Raw genomic sequence first — 21,966 nt, 5'->3', positions numbered from 1 at the left:
TTGCCCTCGGCGCGGTTCCGCGGTGCCCCGCGAGCAGGCCTCTGACCACCCGTGTTCGGCCAGGAGGCGGAGCCTGCGGGGGAAGGTCTAAAGTTGGCGACGACAATCCTACTCGCCAGTATTTTCAGTGTCGGAGGTTTTCGTGCCCGAGTTCAGCGCGCCACAGTCGTTCACGATCGCGGAGGACGCGTCCGCGGTCGACTCGGTGTTCGCCCATGCCGCGGCCGCCCCGACGCTGGTCGTGTACAAGCGCAAGATCGACGGACGGTGGACCGACGTCACGGCCGCCGAGTTCGCCGCGCAGGTCACCGCGGTCGCCAAGGGACTCATCGCCATCGGCGTCCAGCAGGGCGACCGGGTGGCCCTGATGTCGGCCACCCGGTACGAGTGGCCGCTGGTCGACTTCGCGATCTGGGCGGCAGGCGGTGTCACCGTCCCGATCTACGAGACGTCCTCCGCCGAGCAGGTCCGCTGGATTCTCGAGGACTCCGCCGCGATCGACCTCGTCGTCGAGAACGAGGCACACGCCGCCACGGTCAAGGCCGTGGCCGCTGAGGCCACCGCGCTCCGCGGCGTCTACCGGATCGAGGCGTCGGAAAGCGACCGCGGCGTCGTCGAGGAACTGACCGAACGCGGCGCCGACGTTCCCGACTCCGAGGTCCGGGCCCGCGTCGCCGCACTGAAGTCCAGTGATCCGGCCACCCTCATCTACACGTCCGGCACCACGGGCAGGCCCAAGGGCTGCCAGCTCACCCACGCCAACCTCATCGCCGAGTCGAAGGGCATCCTCGATTCCAGCCTCGGCACCCTGCTGAAGACGCCCGGCGTCAGCACACTCATGTTCCTGCCGATGGCGCACGTCCTGGCGCGCGCGGTCAGCATCGCGTCGTTCGACGCCGGGGCCGCACTCGGGCACACCAGCGACATCCCGAACCTCGTCCCGACGTTCGGCGAGTTCCGTCCCGACTTCATCCTGTCCGTGCCGCGGGTGTTCGAGAAGGTGTACAACAGCGCCCGCGCCAAGGCCCACGGCGAGGGCAAGGGCAAGATCTTCGACGCCGCCGCCGAGACGGCCATCGCGTGGAGCGAGGCCCAGGACAACGGCGGCCCGGGACTGGTCCTCAAGGTCAAGCACACGCTGTTCGACAAGCTGGTGTTCTCGAAGCTGCGGGCCGCGCTCGGCGGCAGGTGCCAGCTGGCGATCTCCGGCGGCGCCCCGCTCGGTGCCCGCCTCGGCCACTTCTTCCGCGGCATCGGCATCACCATCTACGAGGGCTACGGCCTCACCGAGACGTCCGCGGCATTCGCCGTGAACACGATCGGCGAGCAGAAGGTCGGGTCGGTCGGCAAGCCCCTCGCAGGCAATTCCGTTCGCATCGCCGACGACGGCGAGATCCTGCTGTCGGGGCCGGTCGTCTTCGGCGGCTACTGGCGCAACGAGAGCGCAACCGCCGACGCGATCGAGAACGGCTGGTTCCACACCGGCGACCTCGGATCGGTCGACGCGGACGGCTACATCACCATCACCGGACGCAAGAAGGAGATCATCGTCACAGCGGGCGGCAAGAACGTCTCCCCCGCCCAGCTCGAGGATCACCTGCGTGCCCACCCGCTGATCAGCCAGGCCATCGTCGTCGGCGACCAGCAGCCGTTCATCGGCGCGCTCATCACCATCGACGCCGATGCACTGCCGGCGTGGAACGAGCGCAACGGCAAGCCCGCGGGCACGACGGTCGCCGATCTGCTCGCCGACGCCGACCTCACGGCCGAGATCGACGAGGCCGTCGCGGAAGCGAACAAGCTCGTGTCGCACGCGGAGGCCATCAAGAAGTTCCGGGTCCTGCCCGTGGACTTCACGGAGGAGACCGGCGAGCTCACGCCGACGATGAAGCTCAAGCGCAACGTGGTGCACGACAGCTTCGCCGACGACATCGCCGCCCTCTACGCCAAATAGTGCCCTTCGGGCCCGTGAGTACTTGTTAACCGCCCGCGGTTAACAAGTACTCACGGGGCGGTCACGCCAGAAGGGACTGCAGCTTCGCGGCGAGCACGTCCCATCGCCACTGCGCCTTGACCCAGCCCCGGCCGGCGGCGCCCATCGCCGCCGCCCGGTCGCGATCCGACAGCACCGCGATCACCGATCGCGCCACCTCGGCCACCGACGTGCCGTCCACGACCATCCCGGTTTCGTTCTGCCGCACCGTTTCCGGGGCGCCGCCGGACTGTCCGGCGATGACCGGGACACCGGAGGCCGACGCCTCCAGGAACACGATGCCGAGGCCCTCGACGTCGAGTCCCGCACCCCGCGTGCGGCAGGGCATCGCGAACACGTCGGCGATCGTGTGGTGCGCCGCCAACTCCGCGGACGGCACCGTTCCCGTGAACACGACGTGGTCCTCGACGCCCGCCGAGCGGGCGAGGGAGCGCAGGCGGTCCTCGTAGGGTCCGCCGCCGACGATCACGAGGACGGCGCCGTCGATGTGTTCGCGGACGGTCGGGAGCGCCCTGATGAGGATGTCCTGGCCCTTGCGCGGCACGAGCCGGGACAGGCACAGGATCGTCGGCCGGTCGCCCAGCCCGTATCGGGCCCGCAGTTCGGACCGCGCCCCGCTGTCCGGGGTGAACAGGTCGGTGTCGACTCCGGGCGGCAGGTGCTCGAGTGCCGCACCGGCGCCGAATGCGGACGCGAATCGGCCACGGGTATAGCGGCTGACGTACGTGACGACGTCGGTGCCGTCGCCGATCCGGCCGAGGGCCTGGCGGGCGGCGGGGAGCATCGACCAGCCGACCTCGTGTCCGTGGGTACTCGCGACCACCCGTTCCGCTCCGGCGCGGCGCAGCGTCGAACTCAGCAGTGCGAGCGGGGCCGCTGCGCCGAACCAGACGCCGGTGCAGTCGTGTTCGGCGAGCAACCTGGTGGCGCGGCGCGCGACGAACGGTGTCGGCACCATCAGGGTGGTGGGGTGACGGACGACCTGAAACGGTTGCCGCGCATCGAACTTGATGTGCGAGTCACCGCGCCAGCGCGGGGCGTAGACGACAAGGTCGTCGGCGGGCAGGTGCTTGGCGAAGGTGTGCAGGTACGACTGAATTCCACCGGGTCGCGGCGGAAAATCGTTCGTCACCAACAGGGTTCGGCGCATGTGATCACCGTAGGCGGTCGACCGCGCGGACACCGACGCAGGGTCACCCCAGGTGAGCGCCCACCCAGTCGGTCCAGCGGTCCCGGAACTGCTCGGCGTCGACGCCGAGGACGTCGGACAGTCGTGCGTCGACCGTGTCCGGATCGGCCTCCCCCACGGCCAGTGTCCGGTACAGCTCCGTCAGCTTCGTTTCGCCGTATTGCTCCGCGACGAAGGCGTTGATCGACCACGCGGTCTCGTAGGCGACCGAGCCGCGTTCGCCGGATTCGGAGAAGTCGGTGTTCTCGGGGAATCCGGTCGGCGGGCCCTCGGCGCCCACCTGCGCGGTCAGGGCCGGCGCGATCTGCCGTGCGGCCTCACCGGTGCCCCGGTAGGCGGCGTACTCGGCGTAGCCCTCCAGCACCCACATCGGTGAGCGGTCCACCGTCTCGGCGCGCGCCGCCACGTGGGTGAGTTCGTGTCGCAGGATCGCCCGCCGGGTGACCTCGGTGAGCCGTTCCGCCGACGAGGGGCTGAACACGATCCGCTGCCCGGTGACCGCGTCGGCGTCGGAGTCGACGGCGTCCGAGATGGCGACCGCGGCGATGCCACGGCCGTCGTGATCGGAACCGACGAGGGCGGTGAACTCGTCCTGCGATCCGGCGACCCACACGAGTGCGCGGCCCGCCCAGTCCGAACCCCACAGCTGGGTGGCGTTGACGACGGCGGCGGGGAGTTCCTCCGCCAGCCGGTCCACCATCGCGGCGTTCTCGGGATGTCCGAGCACCACCGACGTCCGGCCGTCGCCGGTGTCGACGCGGCGCGATACGACCGTTCCGAAGTCCCACGGGCCGCGCCACGTCCGCCGCTCGCCGTTCACGGTGGCACTGTCGCTCACGAGGGCCCAGCTGTCACCACGCCGGGCCACGACGAGCGCGATCGGTTTGCGGGTGGGGCTCTCGTCCGCCCCCGCGATCGCGTAGCGGAGTTGCACGGCCGGCGCCCACACCTCGTCGGCCCCGAGCGCGTCGACGAGACTCGACGGCACCGCCGCCTCGGGACTCTCGGTGATCTCGTAACCCCAGTCCGAGAATTCCACCCCGGCAACGTTGCTCGCGCGGCGCGTCTCGGCGGCCAGGAAGCCCGGCGACGCCGCCCGATCCATCAGACCCGACAGCCGGGCCGTGTCGTTCGTCCGCACGGCCGACGCCCACGTGTCGAGGAGCAACTGGACGGCCGCTGCCCGCGACTCCGTGTCGGCCTGCGCGGTGCCGACCGCCCCGTCGGCGCCCCGCTCGTCGTGAGAGAACCCGGTCAGCGCGAGTACGACGACGACGGCGAGGACCAGTCCGGCCAGCGCGGCGAGCTCCCACGGGCGCGCCTGACGGCGTGAGGTCGGATCCGTTGCGGAAGACGGGTCTGATGCGGGCACGCCGGTGAGTGTATGAGCACGCCTGCGCGCCGTCGCCGGACGGTCGCCGTCAGTAGCGGCGCGCCCCGTAGAAGGGGAACTTCGCCATCGACTCGATCTTCACCGGCACACCGAACGTCGAGGCGTGGAGAATGTTGCCGTTTCCTGCGTACAGGCCGACGTGGGACGCGTCGTTGTAGAAGAGGACGACGTCGCCGGGCTGGAGTTCGTCGCGGGACACCGGGGTGCCACCGCTGGCCTGAGCCTGACTGGACCGCGGGAGCGTCTTGCCGATCTGCTTGTACGCCCAGACGACGAGCCCGGAGCAGTCGAACTGGTCGGGCCCGGTGGCGCCCCACACGTACGGGTCGCCGATGCGGGTCATGCCTGCCTGCAGTGCGCTCGTGCCCGAGCCGGGGGTGAGGTGCGCGAGGATCGTGTCGGGGTCGAAGCCGGGCGGGAAGGGCGTCCCCGCCAGCTGGTCGCGTTCGGCGCCGGTGAGATCTCCGAACGCCTTGATCACGTCGGCGATCTGCGCCTGCAGGTCGCTCTGCTTGCGCTGCAGGTCGTCGCTGACCACCTTGGCCTGCTCGGTGGCCGCCCGCGCGGAATCCGCGGACTGCTTCGACGCCTCGGCCGCCTTGGTGGCGTCCGACGTGGCCGATTGGAATTGCGCGACCTGATTGCGGGTGTCGTTGGAGATGGCGTCCAGAGCGGACATCTGGTCGAGGAGTTGCTGCGGTGAGTCGCTCACCATCACGGCGAACAGGCGATTGGTCCGGGCACCCTGGTAGTTGGCAGTGGCGAGTTTGTTCACCACGGGCTGGAAGACGGCGACGCGGGCGTTGGCCTCGTCGAGCACACCTTGGTCGGCCGCGAGCCGGGCGTCCGCATCGCGTTGGGCCGACTGCTTGGCCTCGAGATCGATCTGCGCGTTGTGGAGGGCCTCCGACGTCTGCTCGGACTGCCGGGACAGGTCACCGAGCTTCGTCAGCGTCTCGGTCGGGTTGGTGGTGACCGGGTCCGCACCCGCCGGGATCGAGGGCAGCGACACGAGTGCCACCGACAGCGCTCCGGCTGTCAGCACGCTGCCCAGGGAGCGCTTCATCTTGTGTGAGGCCACGGAAATGCGGTTCTCCGATCGTCGATCTCCACCCGCCGGGTCGGTTGTCCGATGCGCGGCTCAGGAATTTCCCCGGCCGATGCGACCGCGGAATGCCGAAGAGGTGGTGACCCCGCGTTGCCGCCCGGTTGGCGCGGCAAGACTTCGCAAGGTCTCGGTTAGGTTACGGAATGACATACGTGTGTGTCCACCCATGTCACGACGGGGGTGGCGGGGACCACCGGGCGGGTGAACGACACGCTGTCTGCCTGGGGCGCAACGACATCGAGGGTGGGTTCGAATCGTGATTCGAACCCACCCTCGGTGGTCGTGCGAGATCCTACGAAGCTACCCCGTGCATCCCCGCCCTCGACTCGGTGGATGCCTCGCCTCGCGCGTGGATCAGTAGCGGCGTGCCCCGTCGAAAGGCATGGACGCGATGGGCGCCAACTTGACGGGCTGCCCCTCGGTGGAGGCGTGGATCACGTTGCCGTTGCCGGCGTAGATGCCCGAGTGCGAGCCGCCGTAGAAGGAGATCACGTCGCCGGGGCGGAGATCGGACTGCGACACCGGGGTACCGGCGGCCGCCTGCGCGTAGCTGGTGCGCGGCAGGTTCAGTCCGGCCTGCTTGAACGCCCACTGCACCAGGCCGGAGCAGTCGAACGAGTTGGGACCTGCGGCGCCGTAGACGTACGGCGAGCCGAGCTTCGTCTGAGCGGCCTGAACGGCCTTGTCACCTGCGGTGCTGCCCGGCGCGGGGGGCGCGGGCAGGTTCGGGACACCGGGGATCTGCGGGATGACGACACCCGGGATCTCGAAGGTTCCGACACCGGGAATGGTGATGGGGTCTGCGGCCGCGGGGGCCGCGGTAGCGGTGAGCGCTCCGACTGCGAGCGCGCCGGCGACGACTGCCCGTCGCACATTCCGCTTGGAAACTTGTGACGCCACGAAAGGGGTACTCCGTTTCTTCCATTCATCCGCCGACCGAGTTAGCTGACGGGTTCGGGCTGGGAAGATCAGCCCTACCCACCGGTGCGTGAGGACGTCCCGGCGGGATTCACCCCAGTAGAAACTTGGGTTCCCGGTACGACCGCTCTCGCGAGTGGCCGATTAGGCGGTGACTAGCGATGCTGCCCCGGTGTTGAGGCTGCGAGACTCCGCTAGGTCTCAGGAAGGTTACGAAATGGAATACCCCGGTGTCGACCGGAACACGCGGAAAGTGTCCGTTTGCACCGTTTCGAGGCATGCGGGCGCGCGATACCCACATTCGGTAACGACTCGATAACAAGCGGTATGTTTCCGTTCGCTTTTCGACAGCGGGAGTGGACATTTCACGTAGCCCCTCGACCCTCCGGGCGTGTCGGGCTCCGCGTTCCCGCTGTTCAACGGGGGTGGCGCGGACGCTGCCCGACAACCGCACCGGACCCGCCGCCCTCGGCCCCCGCACCCCCGGAACCCCCGTTCTGGGTCGCGCGCCCGACCGTCGCTCCACCCGCCGCCGCAGCCCGCACACGGGCAGTGTGATCCTCGTCTCTCCGGGCCTCCCGGGCGGGTCTGTCGGTGCCCGTCCATACGCTCTGAGCCGTGAGTGTCCCCGGCGTACCCGAACAGTTGAGATTCGACGAGCTCGACACCCCGCTGCGGGACACCACGTTCGTGGTGGTCGACCTCGAGACCACCGGAGCGCGGCCGGGCGAGGACGCCATCACCGAGATCGGGGCGGTGAAGATCCGCGGCGGCGAGGTGATCGCCGAGATGGCCACCCTCGTCGACCCGGGACGGTCCATCCCGCCGCACATCGTCGAGATCACGGGCATCACGACCGCGATGGTGATCGACGCACCCCGCATCGAGCGCGTGCTGCCCGCGTTCCTCGAGTTCGCACGCGGAGCGGTGCTCGTCGCCCACAACGCCCCCTTCGACACCGGGTTCCTCAAGGCCGCCGCCGCGGCCACCGACACCCCCTGGCCCAAGTTCACCGTGCTCTGCACGGTCAAACTGGCCCGGCGGGTCCTCACCCGCGACGAGGCGCCGTCCGTGAAGCTGTCGTCGCTGGCCCGGCTGTTCGACGTCGGGACCACCCCGACCCACCGGGCCCTCGACGACGCCCGCGCCACCGTCGACGTCCTGCACGCCCTCATCGCCCGGGTCGGCAACCAGGGAGTGCACAGTCTCACCGAGCTCGTCGACTACCTTCCCGACGTCTCTTCGCACCAGCGGGCCAAACGCACGCTCGCCAGTCATCTCCCCCGTTCGCCCGGCGTCTACCTGTTCCGGGGGCCGTCCGACGAGGTCCTCTACGTCGGCACGGCGACGGATCTGCGCCGCCGGGTGCGCAATTACTTCACCGGCTCGGAGACGCGCGGCCGGATGAAGGAGATGGTCGCGCTGACCACCCGGATCGACCACGTCGAATGCGCGCACGCTCTCGAGGCGGGTGTGCGCGAGCTCCGGCTGCTCGCCGCCCACACGCCGCCGTACAACCGGCGATCCAAGTACCCGAAACGCGGCTGGTGGATCACGCTCACCGCGGAGGCCTTCCCCCGGCTGTCGGTCGTGCGGACCCCGGCAGCCGATTCGCTAGGTCCGTTCCGGTCCCGCTCGACCGCCGCCGACGTCGCCGACGTCCTCGCCGAGTACTGCATTCTCCGCACCTGCACGAGCCGGATCCCGAAGGGACGGGCGCACGGTGCGCAGTGCCCGCCCCGCGAACTCGGGCGCTGCCCCGCGTCCGTCCACGACCGCGACACGGAGGACGCCTACCGTCCCGGTCCGGAGCTCTTCCGGCTCTTCCTGCGCGGCGCCGACGACACGCCGCTGCACCGGATGCGCGCACGGGTGGAGGAACTGGCCGCGGGCGAGTTGTTCGAGAACGCCGCACGGCTGCGGGATCGCACCGCGGAGGTCGTCCTCGCGCTGCGCCGAATGCAGCGCCTGGCGTCGCTCACCGCCCTCGATCAGCTCGTGGCCGCTCGCCCCGCCGCGACCGGCGGCTGGGAGTTCGCGGTGATCCGTTCCGGGCGCCTCGCGTCCGCGGGCTGCGCCCGGCGGGGAATCCACCCGATGCCGGTGGTCGACGCGCTCGTCCTCACCGCAGAAACCGTCGTTCCCGACACGACTCCGCTTCGCGGCGCGTCCCCCGAGGAGGCCGGACTGCTCGCGCGCTGGCTCGACCAGGACGACACCCGCATCGTCAGCGCGTCCTCGGGGTGGTGTGAGCCCGCACGGGGCGCCGGATCCTGGTCCGACTGGTGCGCGCTCGCCCGCGCCGGCAGCGCGTCGACACGGGACGCCGAGACCCGACCACCCGCACCGGGTTCCGCCGGCCACCGCTTAGGCTGGCGATCATGATCAACGCCATCGTCCTGATCCACGCCGAAGCCCACCGCATCCCGGAGACCGCTCAGGCCGTCGCCGACATCGAGGGCGTCGACAAGGTCTACTCCTGCGCGGGCGACGTCGACCTCATCGCGATCGTGCGGGTCCGGGACCACGCGAAGATCGCGGAGGTCGTCACCGAGGGAATCAACAAGGTGGACGGCGTCTCGCGGACGGCGACGCACATCGCGTTCCAGTCCTACTCCAGCGCAGACGTGGAAGCGGGCTTCTCGATCGGCGAATAGGTCCGCCGGCTATTTGCTGGTGGCCAGGCCCGACGTGAGATCGGCCCACCGCCCGAGCAGCGTCGCGGCCGCTCCACTGTCGATGGACTGCGCCGCCGTCGAGAGCCCGTCCGACAGTCCCTCCTCGAGGGTGCGGCCGCCGAGACCCCGGAACGCCGCGATCGCCGCCGCGGCGTTGAGCAGAACTGCGTCGCGGACGGGTCCGGTCTCACCCGCGAGGAGTCGCCGCGCCACCGCGGCGTTCACGTCGGCGTCGCCGCCGCGCAGTTCGTCGAGCGACACCCGTGCGATGCCGATGTCACGGGGGTCGAACTGACGGGTGGTCACCGACCCGTCGGCGACGATGTGCACGGCCGACGTCGTCGACGTCGTCAATTCGTCCAGACCGTCGTCGCCGCGCACCACCAGCGCCGAATTGCCGCGCTGCGCGAGCACACCGGCCACCACCGAGATCAGGCCCGGGAAGGCGCAGCCGATGAGGCCGGCCCGTGGACGGGCCGGGTTGGTGAGCGGTCCGAGCACGTTGAAGACGGTCGGGATGCCGATCTCCTTGCGGGGCGCGCCCGCGAACCGCAGCGCGGGGTGGAACACCGGCGCGAAGCAGAAGCCGATGCCGACCTCCCGCACGCAGCGGGCCACCTCGTCGGGACCGAGATTGATCTTGACGCCGAGCGCCTCGAGAACGTCCGCCCCGCCACTCTTGGAGGACGCCGCCCGGTTTCCGTGCTTGACGACGCGGATGCCGGACGCCGCGACCACCAGTGACGCCATCGTGGAGATGTTCACGGTGTTGGATCGGTCACCACCGGTTCCGACGATGTCGACGACGTCGTCGTCGACGGGAACCTTACGTGCGTGCCCGAGCATCGAGTCGGCCAGGCCGCGCAACTCCTCCGGCGTCTCGCCCTTCATCTTCAGGGCGACGCCGAATGCCGCGATCTGCGCGGACGTGGCGTTGTCGGACATGATCTCGTCCATCGCCCATTTCGCGTCGTCCACCGCGAGGTCACGTCCGTCGGTGAGCGCACCGAGGACCGACGGCCAGGTGCGTGCAGGCAGCACACCGTCGTTGGTCCCCTGAGCAGTCGGGCTCTGCATCGTCGTGTCCCCTTGTACTAGTGGCGGATCCGATCCCTGGCAGCCTAGTCACCGGGCAGATCGGACTCGCGCGCCGGTTGCGTCGCGTCCCATCCGTCGACCGAGCCCCCGAGCCGCTGGGCCAGCCCGGCCATCCTCGACCGTTCCTGGGAACAGTGCAGCGCATCGAGGACCTGGACCCGCTGCAGCACGAGTTCGACCGTCGCGCCGTCCTCGGCCGGGGACGCCTGCCTGTCCGGATCCAGCGGCCGGTAGCCGTCCTGGGCGGCGATCGACACGGCGTCGGCCACCGACGCCGCAGGCAACCGCAAGTGGTGCCGCAGTACCGCTTCCGCGTCGGCGTCCCACCGCGGATCCTCGGCGGCGGCACGGCCCAGCGCGGTCGAGCACGCTTCCACGTCGTCGAAGCTCGAGGCGACGACCACGAGGTCGGGCCGATCCTGATCGAGAGGGGCCTGCTTCCGACTTCCGAACAGTCGCCGCAGCCACCCCGTACTGTTGTCTCCAGAGCGCATGACTCCACCCTTTCACGGTCCGCGACCAGGCTGTCAGCAGGGAGAATCGGACAAGCGGGGCGCCTCGGCGCGCCGAGGGTGGACCCGGGTAGTCGTCTCTTACGACGAAGCGTCATACTTCTGTCTGTGACGAGCGCAGTAGGGACTTCAGGATCAGCAATCACCCAACGCGTGCACTCGCTGAACCGACCTAACATGGTCAGCGTTGGCACCATCGTGTGGTTGTCAAGTGAGCTCATGTTCTTCGCAGGGCTCTTCGCCATGTACTTCGTGGCGCGAGCACAGGCGAATGGGAACTGGCCGCCGGAGCCGACCGAGCTGAATCTGTTCCTCGCCGTGCCGGTGACGCTTGTGCTGATCGCCTCGTCGTTCACCTGCCAGATGGGTGTGTTCGCAGCCGAGCGCGGCGACGTCTTCGGCCTCCGCCGGTGGTACCTCCTGACGTTGGCGATGGGCACCTTCTTCGTCCTCGGACAGGGATACGAGTACATCCACCTCATCGAAGAGGGCACTTCCATCTCCAGCAGCGTGTACGGCTCGGTGTTCTACATGACCACCGGCTTCCACGGTATGCACGTGATCGGCGGCCTCATCGCGTTCGTGTTCCTGATCGCCCGCACCAAGGTCAGCAAGTTCACGCCCGCCCAGGCCACCGCCGCCATCGTCGTCTCGTACTACTGGCACTTCGTCGACATCGTGTGGATCGCCCTGTTTGCCACGATCTATTTCATCCGTTGATCAGCTGAACGCCCCAGGCAGCCCCCTGACGTCCAGTCCGTCCCGACATACCAAAGGGATACAGATGAGTTCATCCCCCCCTCCCGCATCCGACACCACGGCGTCTGCCGCCAAGGCACGCCGCCAGCGGAAGCTCCGCAGGCGCGCCACGGGCGCCCTGGTCCTGATGATGGGACTGGTCAGCGCCGGTTTCCTCGCGTCCGCGTTGACGCCAACCCCGCAGGTGGCCACCGCCACCGATGATCAGGCAGCACTGATCCGCGAGGGCAAGCAGCTGTACGACACCTCGTGCATCACGTGCCACGGCGCCAACCTGCAGGGTGTGCAGGACCGCGGCCCCAGCCTGATCGGTGTCGGCGAGGCCGCCGTGTACTTCCAGGTGTCGTCGGGACGTATGCCCGCTTCGCGCAACGAGGCCCAGGTCGAGCGCAAGCCCGTCAAGTTCGACGCCGAGCAGACGGACGCCATCGGCGCGTACGTCCAGGCCAACGGCGGCGGCCCCACGGTCATTCGTGACGAGAACGGCGAAGTCGCCCAGTCTTCGCTGCGCGGCGGCGACATCGGACGCGGCAGCGAGCTGTTCCGCCTCAACTGCGCGTCCTGCCACAACTTCACCGGGCGCGGCGGCGCGCTCTCGTCCGGCAAGTACGCGCCGGTCCTCGACCCGGCCAACGAGCAGCAGATCTACACCGCGATGGTCACCGGCCCGCAGAACATGCCCAAGTTCTCGGACCGTCAGCTGACCCTCGAGGAGAAGAAAGACATCATCGCCTACATCAAGTCGTCGGGCGAGACGAAGCAGCCCGGTGGCTACGGACTCGGCGGCATCGGTCCCGCCTCCGAGGGCTTGGCCATGTGGGTGGTCGGAATCATCGCTGTCGTCGGTGCAGCACTGTGGATCGGAGCAAGGTCATGAGCGACGCTGGCCAGCCGGGCGGCGCCACGCCAAAGAAGTACACGGATGCAGAACTCGAGAACCTGAGCCGCGACGAACTGGTCGAGCTCGGCACCAACCTCGACCACGTCGATGTCGCGTTCCGCCGCAACCGCTGGGCGGTTCCGGGAACGAAGGCCGAGAAGCGCGCCGAGCGGTCGGTCGCGTTCTGGTTCGCTCTCTCCGGCGTCTCCGCGATCGCATTCATCGCGATCTACCTCTTCTGGCCCTGGGAGTACGCGGGCTCCGGCGAGGAGCACTACTCGGCTTACAGCCTGTACACGCCGCTGATCGGCTTCACCATGGGTCTGGCCATCCTCGGCCTCGGTGTCGGCGCGGTGCAGTTCACCAAGAAGTTCATCCCCGAAGAGGTGTCCATCCAGGACCGCCACGACGGTGGATCGTCCGAGGTCGATCGCAAGACGATCGTCGCGGAACTCGGCGACTCGTTCGACACGTCGACGCTGGGACGCCGCAAGCTGCTCAAGCGGACCCTGATCTTCGGCGGCGGCGCCCTCGGCATCATGTCCGTCATGCCCCTCGGTGGTCTGATCAAGAACCCGTGGGCCAAGCGCGACGACTCCCCGCTGTGGGTGTCGGGATGGACCCCCCGCTACGAGGGCGAGACCATCTACCTGCGCCGCGACACCGGTCGTCCCGAGGACGTCGTCCTGGTTCGCCCCGAAGACCTGGACGCCGGCGCCATGGAAACGGTGTTCCCCTTCCGCGAGTCCGATCGCGGCGACCACGACGCGCTGCTCGAGGCGCTGCGCGGCATCCGCAACGCGACCATGCTCATCCGCCTCCGCACGGAGGACGCGGCAAACGTCACCAAGCGCAAGGGCCAGGAGAGCTTCAACTACGGCGACTACTTCGCCTTCTCGAAGATCTGCACCCACCTCGGCTGCCCCACCTCCCTGTACGAGCAGCAGACCAACCGAATCCTCTGCCCGTGCCACCAGTCGCAGTTCGATGCGCTGACCTACGGAAAGCCGATTTTCGGTCCGGCCGCTCGTGCACTTCCGCAGTTGCCTATTACAGTGAACGAAGAGGGTTTCCTAGTCACAACGGGTGACTACATCGAAGCTCTCGGCCCGGCATTTTGGGAGCGTCGACCGTGACCGACAACAAACCGTCCAAACTGAGCGCGATGGCCACAGGCCAGGCGGAAGCGATGGACTCGCGCTACCACCTCGCAGCGGGAATGCGGCGGCAGATCAACAAGGTCTTCCCCACCCACTGGTCGTTCCTGCTCGGCGAGATCGCGCTGTACAGCTTCATCATTCTGCTGATCTCCGGTGTCTACCTGACCCTGTTCTTCGATCCGTCGATGGCGCACGTCGTCTACAACGGTGCGTACGAGCCACTGCGCGGCGTCACGATGTCCCGCGCGTACGAGACCACGCTGAACATTTCGTTCGAGGTCCGCGGCGGCCTGTTCGTCCGTCAGATCCACCACTGGGCTGCGCTGATGTTCGCGGCGTCGATCGTCGTGCACCTGCTGCGCATCTTCTTCACCGGCGCCTTCCGTCGTCCGCGTGAGGCCAACTGGGTCATCGGCTGCCTGCTTCTGATCCTGGCGATGTTCGAGGGATTCTTCGGATACACGATCCCCGACGACCTGCTGTCCGGCACGGGCCTGCGCGCCGCGTTCTCCGGCATCACGCTGAGCATCCCGATCGCAGGCACCTGGATGCACTGGCTGATCTTCGGCGGCGACTTCCCCGGCGACCTGATCATCCCCCGCCTGTACGTCGCGCACGTCCTGCTGTTCCCGGGCATCATCCTCGCCCTGATCGCCGGTCACCTCGCGCTCGTCTGGTATCAGAAGCACACGCAGTTCCCCGGCCCCGGCCGCACGGAAACCAACGTCGTCGGTGTGCGCATCCTCCCGGTGTTCGCCGTCAAGTCGGGTGCGTTCTTCGCGATCACGTTCGGTGTTCTCGCCGTCATGGGTGGCGTGCTGCAGATCAACCCGGTCTGGACCATCGGCCCCTACAACCCGTCGCAGGTGTCGGCAGGTTCGCAGCCCGACATCTACATGATGTGGACGGACGGCCTGGCCCGTCTGTGGCCGGCATGGGACATCTACCTGTTCAACCGCTACACCATCCCGTCGGTGTTCGCCGTCGCGTTGATCATGGGTCTGGTGTTCACGGTCCTGATCGCCTACCCGTGGATCGAGAAGCGTCTGACCAAGGACGATGCTCACCACAACCTGCTGCAGCGTCCGCGCGACGTTCCGGTGCGTACCGCGATCGGTGCGATGGCGATCGCGTTCTACGCCGTCCTGACGATCTCGTGCATCAACGACATCATCGCGTACCACCTGAGCATCTCCCTGAACGCGATGACGTGGATCGGCCGTATCGGCATGGTGCTGCTGCCTCCGATCGCCTTCTTCGTCGCCTACCGGTTCTGCCTGGGTCTCCAGCGCAGCGACCGTGAGGTCCTCGAGCACGGCATCGAGACCGGCATCATCAAGCGGATGCCGAACGGTCAGTACATCGAGATCCACCAGCCGCTCGGCCCGGTCGACGACCACGGTCACCCGATCCCGCTCGAGTACCAGGGTGCGACCGTCCCGAAGAAGATGAACAAGCTCGGTTCCGCCGGCAAGCCCGGTTCCGGCAGCCTCGTCACGGCCGACCCGGTCGAGGAGAGCCTGGCGCTCGAGCACGCCCTGCACCACGGCGAGCACGAGCAGCTCACGATGCTGCGGGAGTACCAGGACCGTGCCCACGGCAACGGTTCGCCGACCTCCGGCAACGGATCGTCCGGCAACGGCGAGGCGCACTAGCCTCACCTCCGCAACCGACCAGAGCCCCGAACCACTTCCGGTTCGGGGCTCTGGTCGTGTATCTGGACCGTGCGCGCTCCCCTCCCCCGCGGCTGCGCACGGAACACGAGTACGACCGCCCCGAGGCAGACGAGAAGTCCGAGCGCGGTGAGGCCCCCGAACGGCTCGCCGAACATCACGGCTCCCCAGATCGCCGTCACCGGCGCCATCAGGAACATCAGGGCATTGACCCGCGTGATCCCGCTCCGGCGCAGCACGAGCCAGTACAGGCCGTAGCCGCCGACGGTGGACAGGACGATCAGCCACGCGACCGACCACCAGAACGGTGCCGTCGCCGGCGGCGACAGCTTTCCGTCGAACGCCGCGAAAGCGGTGAACAGCGCGGCGCTGGTCGCGCAGTGCACCGTGAGGGCCACTGAGGGGTCGGTGTCGTCGGGTGACCGGCTCTCCACGAATGTCGCGGCCACCAGCGACAGCATTCCGGCGAACGGCACGAGGTATGCCCACCACGGCACGCCGGAGGCCGCGGTGGCGTCGCCGGCGGTGACGATCACGACACCCGTCAGTCCGAGCAGCAGCCCCCACCACTGCCTCGCCGCGACGTTCTGACCGAGCAGTGGGCCTGCCAGCACGGCGACGACCAGGGGCTGGGTGCCGTCGATCAGTGCGGTGGTGCCGGTCGAGACGCCGAGTCCGATCGCCTGGTAGACGGTCAGCAGATACCCGGTCTGCGACAGCGCGCCCACCACCACCCCACGGCGGAGCGCACGGAATCCGATTCCCCGCCACCGAAGGCGTCGGAACAGCGCCGCGCCCAGTACGAGCGCGGCGGCCAGTGGGAGGAACCGCCAGGTCAGCACCGTGAGCGGATCTGCGTCCCCGGCGCCGAGTTTGGCCCCGATGAAACCGGAACTCCAGCACACGACGAACATCACGGCGAACAACACGTTCACGACGAACCACCACCCAGTAAACAGATCGGTTTACTTCCTGAAAGTACACCGATCTGTATACTTTTGCCATGGAGTCTGTGCAGCAACCGCAGCGCGTGACGCTGACGCCGGGCGCGCGACGAGCGCTGGCCGCGGCGGACCGACTGTTCTACGAGCGGGGAATCCACGCGGTCGGCGTCGATCTCATCGCCGCAGAAGCCGGCGTCACGAAGAAGACGCTCTACGACCGTTTCGGCTCGAAGGAACAGATCGTGGTCGAGTACCTCGCCGACCGGGACCAGCGGTGGCGGGCGTTTCTCGCCGGCCATCTCGACACCGTCGGCGACTCACCCGAACTGCGGCTGACGGCGATCTTCGACGCGTCCCGCGAATGGACCGCGGAGAACAGCGCGAAGGGATGCAGCATGGTCAACGCACACGCGGAGATCAGTGACCCGTCACATCCGGCCTACGCGATCATCATCGGCCAGAAGCGGTGGATGCTCGACCTTTTCACCGATGTGTGCCGGGACGCGTCGGTGCGCGATCCGGAGACACTCGCGCGCACCGTCATGCTGCTCCACGAGGGCGCCCTGGTCGCACACGGGTTGCAGGTGTTCCCCGATGCGGTGCGACTCGCGTCCGAACAGGCCGCAGCCCTCCTCGCCGCGGCGGCCGCCCGGAACCGCGAAGCCTGACGACGAAAAGCGAAGGCGCCGAACCCCAGAGGGATTCGGCGCCTTCGCCGTCACAAAAGTGTGTGGACTAGTGCTTCTCGGGCCCGACGTAGTACTCGAAGACGAGACCCGCAGCGGCGGCCAGCACGGCAACCACGGCGACCACCAGCATCCACGGCTGGAAGAACGCCATCGAGACGGCGACGAACGCGGCCGCGGCGGCGAGCAGGATCGGCCAGTAGCTACCGGGGCTGAAGAAGCCCAGGTCGCCTGCGCCGTCGGCGATCTCCGCGTCCTCGTAGTCCTCGGGACGGGTGTCGAGGCGACGGGCGACGAACCGGAAATACGTTCCGATGATCAGCGTCAGTCCCGCCGACAGGCAGATGCCCGTCAGACCCGCCCACTCGATACCGGTTCGTGAAACGGCGGTGAAGACGCCGTAGACGATCGCGACGAGAATGAAGAATACCGTCAGGATCTCGAAGAGCTTGGCTTCGATCTTCATATCAGCACTTGTCCTTGGTCAGTGAGGTATCAGCAGCAGGTTCAGTTACCTTCGACACCGCTCGCCTGCTTGTAGCCGCGGTCGGTGGTGAAGGGAGACGTCGACGTCGCGACGGGGGACTCGCCGATGGCCTGCAGAGCCTCCGCCGTGGTCAGATCCCGGCCGCCCTCGCTCGCCGGCTTGCGCAACTCGATGTACTGCGCGAACTTGTCCGGGCTCACGGCACGAACCTCGAAGTTCATCATCGCGTGGAACGTGCCGCACATCTCGGCGCAGCGCCCGACGAAGGCACCTTCCTTCTCGATCTCACTGATCTGGAAGACGTTGTCGGAGTGGTTCTCCTTGGGGTTCGGGTTCACGTCACGCTTGAACAGGAACTCCGGCACCCAGAAGGCGTGGATGACGTCAGCCGAGGCCAGTTCGAACTGGATCCTCTTGCCGGTCGGCAGGACGAGGATCGGAATCTCGTTGCTCGAACCGACCGTCTCGATCTTGTCGTAGTGCAGGTACGACAGGTCCTGGGGCGTCTTGCCGTGGATCGGCCCGGGCAGGGCGTGCTCACCCTCGCCCTCCGCCTCGGGCGCCGATGCGGACTCGACGGCGGCCTGCGCCTCCTGGTCGACACCGTCGTACAGGCCGCCACCTTCACCGAGATCGATGGAGCGGTAGCCGAACTTCCAGTTCCACTGGTACGCAGTGACATCCACCACCACGTTCGGGTTGTCCTCCTTCTCGAGGACATGGTTCTGCACGACCACCGTGAAGTAGAACAGCACGGCGATGATGACGAACGGAACCGCGGTGTACGCCAGCTCCAGCGGCACGTTGTATGCCGTCTGACGCGGGAACTCGGGTGAGTCCTTCTTCTTGCGGTGGAAGATCACCGCCCAGAAGGTGAGTCCCCACACCAGCACACCCATGACGAGGGCGGCGATAACCGACCAGGTCCACAGTTCACGCATGCGGTGCGCCTGCGGGGTTACGCCCGAAGGCCACCCGAAACGAAGCACCTCGTTGTCGATTGAACAACCCGACAGCAGCAAGGCAGCAATGCCCAAAGATACTGCCAACCCTGCCCGCCGAAGGATCCGACCTTGCGCCACGTTCACGCCTTCCTGATCGCCGCAAATTCCACTAGGGCACACCCGATGGGAAGGCCCAATTACTACGCAGCGTAGACCAAAGGTGGCGGCTCTCCATCCTCGGGTCGGGCGATGTGTCGCTGTCGTTGCCGCGGCGGTACCGGTGTTCGGGCCGCGGCGGTGCCGGCGACGGCCCGAACCGGACGCGTCGGCAATCTGCGGCATACTTTCCGGCAGAGATCCCTGACCCCTCCACCTCGTGGAGCCTTCCAAGATTCTGAATTGAGGTACCGGACGCTGTGTGCGGACTGCTCGGGCTACTGACCTCTGGAGAAACCAGCGACAACGCCGTCTCACAGGTCGACCAGGCGATGCACTGCCTGCGGCACCGTGGGCCGGACGAGCACGGGACCTGGCACGACGACCACCTGGTCTTCGGGTTCAATCGGCTGTCGATCATCGACATCGAACACTCCCACCAGCCACTGCGGTGGGGTCCGGCGGAGAATCCGGAACGCTACGCGCTGACGTTCAACGGCGAGATCTACAACTACCTCGAAGTGCGGGCCGAACTCGCGGAGCAGTTCGGTGCGCAGTTCGTCACCGAGGGCGACAGCGAGGCCATCGTCGCCGCGTTCCACTACTGGGGTGAAGACGCCGTCCGTCGCCTGCGCGGCATGTTCGCGTTCGCGATCTGGGACACCGAGACGCGGGAGTTGTTCATCGCCCGCGATCCGTTCGGCATCAAACCGCTGTTCCTGGCGACGGGCACCGGCGGCACCGCATTCGGTAGCGAGAAGAAGAGCCTGCTGGAACTGGCGAGCCTGATCGGCATCGGCACCGAACTCGATCCGCGTGCGGTCGAGCACTACACCGTCCTCCAGTACGTGCCGGAGCCGGAAACCCTCCACAAGCAGATCCGCCGGCTCGAGTCCGGGTGCTTCGCGCGGGTGCGGCCGGGCGAAGCACCCGTGATCACCCGCTATTTCGCACCCACGTTCCCGGTGCGTCCGTTCGCCGCCGGCACCGAGCAGGCCCGGTACCGCGAGATCGCGGAGGCGCTCGAGGACTCGGTCGCCAAGCACATGCGCGCCGACGTGACCGTCGGCTCGTTCCTGTCGGGCGGCATCGATTCGACGGCCATCGCGGCGCTCGCGATGCGCCACAACCCGAACCTGATCACGTTCACCACCGGTTTCGAGCGTGAGGGCTACTCCGAGGTCGACGTCGCGGCCGAATCCGCCGAGGCGATCGGCGCACGGCACGTGGTGAAGGTGGTCAGCCCCGCCGAGTTCGCCGCCGCCATCCCCGAGATCGTGTGGTACCTCGACGACCCGGTCGCCGACCCCGCTCTGGTTCCGCTGTGGTTCGTGGCGAAGGAGGCACGCAAGCACGTCAAGGTCGTGCTGTCCGGTGAGGGCGCCGACGAACTGTTCGGCGGCTACACCATCTACCGCGAGCCGATTTCGCTGAAGCCGTTCGAGTACCTGCCCAAGGGCCTGCGCAGGGCCGCCGGGAAGCTGTCCGAACGCATCCCCGACGGCACCCGCGGCAAGAGCCTGCTCAATCGCGGTTCGCTGACCCTGGAGGAGCGGTACTACGGCAACGCGCGCAGCTTCAACGACGCGCAGTTGCGCGCCGTCCTGCGCGACTTCCGGCCCGAGTGGACGCACCGTGACGTCACCGACCCGATCTACGCGCAGTCTCAGGGGTGGGATCCGGTGGCCCGGATGCAGCACCTGGACCTGTTCACGTGGTTGCGCGGCGACATCCTGGTCAAGGCCGACAAGATGACGATGGCCAATTCGCTCGAACTGCGGGTGCCGTTCCTCGATCCGGAGGTCTTCGACGTGGCGTCGCGGGTGCCGCTGGATCAGAAGATCACCAAGAGCACCACCAAGTACGCGCTGCGTCAGGCGCTGGAGGGGATCGTCCCCGGCCACGTGCTGCATCGGGCGAAGCTGGGCTTCCCGGTGCCGTTGCGGCACTGGCTGCGCGGCACCGAACTGTTCGACTGGGCGCACGAGCAGATCGCGGCTTCGGGCACCGATCACCTGCTCGACAAGGTCGCGATCACGAAGATGCTGAACGACCACCGGGACGGCGTGTCCGATCACAGCCGTCGACTGTGGACCGTCCTGATCTTCATGGTCTGGCACGGCATTTTCGTGGAGAACCGCATCGTCCCGGAGATCGCCGAGCCGGCGTACCCGGTCTCGATCTAGGCGCTTCGCGCCCGTGAGTGGTTGACGAGTCCAGGGACTCGTCAACCACTCACGGGCGGCGGAGCCGCCTTACGGCAGAATCGCGGCGATCTCGTCCGCGGCGGTGGAGCCGTAGGCATCCGCGAGGCGCTTGACAGCCTCGTCGCGGTCGAACGTCCATTCCTGGGTTCCGGTGGTCTCCAGTACCAGCACGGCCACCAGCGACCCCAGTTGCGCGGAACGCTCGAAGCTCAGGCCTGCGCTGTGCGCGAGGAGGAATCCGGCCCGGAATCCGTCACCGACACCGGTCGGGTCGACCTTGGCCTTCTCGGGGACGACAGCGACCCGGGTGCAGTTGCCTTCGGCGTCGACGATCTCGACACCCTTGGACCCGAGCGTCGTGACGCGGACACCGACCTGTGCGCGGATCTCCTCCTCGGACAGTCCGGTCTTCTGCTGCAGCAATCCCCACTCGTACTCGTTCGTGAACAGGTATTTCGCGCCACGAATCAGCGCCGCCGCCTCCTCGCCATTCAGGCGCGCGAGTTGCTGCGACGGGTCGGCGGCGAACGGGATGTCCAGTCGGCGGCATTCCTCGGTGTGGCGGATCATCGCCTCGGGGTCGTTGGCGCCGATCAGGACCAGCTCGAGCGTGTCGGCGTCCGGTGCGATGCCGGACAGTTGGATCTCGCGGGCCTCGCTCATCGCCCCGGGATAGAACGAGGCGATCTGCGCCATGTCCTCATCCGTGGTGCACACGAAACGCGCGGTGTGCGCGGTGGTCGAGATCCGGACGGCGGTGCAGTCGACACCGTTGCCCTCGAGCCACTGGCGGTAGTCCGCGAAGTCGGCTCCGACAGCCCCCACCAGCAGCGGGGAACCACCGAGGACGCCCATGGCGTAGGCGATGTTGCCGCCCACTCCCCCGCGCCGGACTACGAGGTCGTCGACCAGGAAGCTCAACGAGATGTGGCTGAGCTGATCGGCGAGCAGTTGCTCGGCGAACCGGCCCGGAAACCGCATCAGGTGGTCGGTGGCGATGGAACCGGTTACCGCAATTGTCACGGGCGGATGCCTTTCGATGAGTTCGGTCGGGATTTCTCACCGTACCCCGGCGTACCACCATGTTCGGTCGGCAGCACGACGACTCGGGACGGCGTGGTCGGGCACGAAAAAAGTCTGACGCGGCAGCCGGTCGGCGCCGCGTCAGACTTGTCGATTCA

Annotated in this window: 19 protein-coding genes and 1 riboswitch; of the genes, 9 read left to right on the top strand and 10 right to left on the bottom strand. The window is 67.8% G+C overall.

Annotated features, from left to right (window positions below; all coding sequences use genetic code 11):
• Positions 1-142 precede the first annotated feature (142 nt).
• On the top strand, positions 143-1,954 hold the full coding sequence (locus CJ179_RS40640; RefSeq protein WP_095865320.1) for a long-chain fatty acid--CoA ligase: 1,812 nt from the start codon (positions 143-145) through the stop codon (positions 1,952-1,954).
• Between the two features lie 61 nt (positions 1,955-2,015).
• On the opposite strand, the gene CJ179_RS40635 is transcribed toward CJ179_RS40640, so the two are convergent.
• The 4 genes from CJ179_RS40635 to CJ179_RS40620 all read right to left on the bottom strand — a co-directional run bounded on the left by CJ179_RS40635 (position 2,016) and on the right by CJ179_RS40620 (position 6,583).
• On the bottom strand, positions 2,016-3,143 hold the full coding sequence (locus CJ179_RS40635; RefSeq protein ID WP_072945560.1) for a glycosyltransferase family 4 protein: 1,128 nt from the start codon (positions 3,141-3,143) through the stop codon (positions 2,016-2,018).
• Between the two features lie 43 nt (positions 3,144-3,186).
• Entirely contained in the window at positions 3,187-4,554 is a 1,368-nt protein-coding gene (locus tag CJ179_RS40630; RefSeq protein ID WP_072945429.1) for a peptidase MA family metallohydrolase, read from the bottom strand.
• Positions 4,555-4,603: 49 nt separating this feature from the next.
• Entirely contained in the window at positions 4,604-5,656 is a 1,053-nt protein-coding gene (locus CJ179_RS40625) for a C40 family peptidase (RefSeq protein ID WP_095865235.1), read from the bottom strand.
• A gap of 381 nt (positions 5,657-6,037) precedes the next feature.
• Positions 6,038-6,583: an NlpC/P60 family protein gene (locus CJ179_RS40620; protein WP_012688095.1), complete on the bottom strand. Its 546-nt coding sequence runs from the start codon at positions 6,581-6,583 to the stop codon at positions 6,038-6,040.
• A gap of 14 nt (positions 6,584-6,597) precedes the next feature.
• Positions 6,598-6,762: riboswitch (cyclic di-AMP (ydaO/yuaA leader) on the bottom strand.
• Positions 6,763-7,219: 457 nt separating this feature from the next.
• Here CJ179_RS40620 and CJ179_RS40615 point away from each other — a divergent pair.
• Together CJ179_RS40615 and CJ179_RS40610 are read left to right on the top strand one after the other, a co-directional pair.
• Complete coding sequence (locus CJ179_RS40615; RefSeq protein WP_072945436.1) at positions 7,220-8,986, top strand: DEDD exonuclease domain-containing protein; 1,767 nt, start codon at positions 7,220-7,222, stop codon at positions 8,984-8,986.
• Positions 8,983-9,258 (top strand): Lrp/AsnC family transcriptional regulator, encoded by a 276-nt coding sequence (locus CJ179_RS40610; protein ID WP_005247708.1) that lies wholly within the window; start codon positions 8,983-8,985, stop codon positions 9,256-9,258. Before CJ179_RS40615 ends, CJ179_RS40610 begins: the two co-directional genes overlap by 4 nt.
• A 9-nt stretch (positions 9,259-9,267) precedes the next feature.
• On the opposite strand, the gene trpD is transcribed toward CJ179_RS40610, so the two are convergent.
• Together trpD and CJ179_RS40600 are read right to left on the bottom strand one after the other, a co-directional pair.
• Positions 9,268-10,356 (bottom strand): anthranilate phosphoribosyltransferase, encoded by a 1,089-nt coding sequence (gene trpD, locus CJ179_RS40605; RefSeq protein ID WP_072945438.1) that lies wholly within the window; start codon positions 10,354-10,356, stop codon positions 9,268-9,270.
• Positions 10,357-10,400: 44 nt separating this feature from the next.
• Complete coding sequence (locus tag CJ179_RS40600; RefSeq protein ID WP_072945440.1) at positions 10,401-10,871, bottom strand: ribonuclease E inhibitor RraB; 471 nt, start codon at positions 10,869-10,871, stop codon at positions 10,401-10,403.
• A 126-nt stretch (positions 10,872-10,997) separates the two neighbouring features.
• Here CJ179_RS40600 and CJ179_RS40595 point away from each other — a divergent pair, with 126 nt between their 5' ends.
• From CJ179_RS40595 to CJ179_RS40580, 4 genes are all read left to right on the top strand, one after another.
• A complete protein-coding gene (locus CJ179_RS40595) occupies positions 10,998-11,609 on the top strand; it encodes a heme-copper oxidase subunit III (RefSeq protein ID WP_072945442.1) in 612 nt (203 codons plus the stop codon).
• A 64-nt stretch (positions 11,610-11,673) separates the two neighbouring features.
• Complete coding sequence (locus CJ179_RS40590) at positions 11,674-12,525, top strand: cytochrome c (protein WP_083395828.1); 852 nt, start codon at positions 11,674-11,676, stop codon at positions 12,523-12,525.
• Positions 12,522-13,664, top strand: coding sequence for a ubiquinol-cytochrome c reductase iron-sulfur subunit (locus CJ179_RS40585; RefSeq protein ID WP_072945446.1), 1,143 nt, complete (start codon positions 12,522-12,524; stop codon positions 13,662-13,664). Before CJ179_RS40590 ends, CJ179_RS40585 begins: the two co-directional genes overlap by 4 nt.
• 29 nt (positions 13,665-13,693) lie before the next feature.
• Positions 13,694-15,343, top strand: coding sequence for a cytochrome bc complex cytochrome b subunit (locus CJ179_RS40580; RefSeq protein ID WP_072945562.1), 1,650 nt, complete (start codon positions 13,694-13,696; stop codon positions 15,341-15,343).
• A 2-nt stretch (positions 15,344-15,345) separates the two neighbouring features.
• Here the strand turns inward: CJ179_RS40580 and CJ179_RS40575 are convergent, their stop codons facing one another.
• A complete protein-coding gene (locus tag CJ179_RS40575) occupies positions 15,346-16,296 on the bottom strand; it encodes a DMT family transporter (protein WP_095865234.1) in 951 nt (316 codons plus the stop codon).
• 68 nt (positions 16,297-16,364) lie between these two features.
• Between CJ179_RS40575 and CJ179_RS40570 the strand changes: the two genes are divergently transcribed.
• On the top strand, positions 16,365-16,973 hold the full coding sequence (locus CJ179_RS40570; protein ID WP_072945451.1) for a TetR/AcrR family transcriptional regulator: 609 nt from the start codon (positions 16,365-16,367) through the stop codon (positions 16,971-16,973).
• Between the two features lie 67 nt (positions 16,974-17,040).
• On the opposite strand, the gene CJ179_RS40565 is transcribed toward CJ179_RS40570, so the two are convergent.
• On the bottom strand, positions 17,041-17,457 hold the full coding sequence (locus CJ179_RS40565; RefSeq protein WP_072945453.1) for a cytochrome c oxidase subunit 4: 417 nt from the start codon (positions 17,455-17,457) through the stop codon (positions 17,041-17,043).
• A gap of 41 nt (positions 17,458-17,498) precedes the next feature.
• Positions 17,499-18,566 (bottom strand): cytochrome c oxidase subunit II, encoded by a 1,068-nt coding sequence (locus CJ179_RS40560; RefSeq protein WP_072945455.1) that lies wholly within the window; start codon positions 18,564-18,566, stop codon positions 17,499-17,501.
• 272 nt (positions 18,567-18,838) lie between these two features.
• Here CJ179_RS40560 and asnB point away from each other — a divergent pair, with 272 nt between their 5' ends.
• Positions 18,839-20,764 carry an asparagine synthase (glutamine-hydrolyzing) gene (asnB, locus tag CJ179_RS40555; RefSeq protein ID WP_095865233.1) on the top strand — a complete coding sequence of 642 codons (1,926 nt, stop codon included), beginning with the start codon at positions 18,839-18,841 and terminating at the stop codon, positions 20,762-20,764.
• A 69-nt stretch (positions 20,765-20,833) separates the two neighbouring features.
• Here the strand turns inward: asnB and CJ179_RS40550 are convergent, their stop codons facing one another.
• Entirely contained in the window at positions 20,834-21,808 is a 975-nt protein-coding gene (locus tag CJ179_RS40550) for a carbohydrate kinase family protein (protein WP_095865232.1), read from the bottom strand.
• Between the last annotated feature and the right edge of the window lie 158 nt (positions 21,809-21,966).

The sequence above is a fragment of the Rhodococcus sp. ACS1 genome (genome assembly GCF_002300155.1).
In the GTDB taxonomy this organism is placed as follows: Bacteria; Actinomycetota; Actinomycetes; order Mycobacteriales; family Mycobacteriaceae; genus Rhodococcus_F; species Rhodococcus_F koreensis.
The sequence above is the reverse complement of the archived record's forward strand: the minus strand, read 5'-3'. Positions and strand labels throughout refer to the sequence as shown.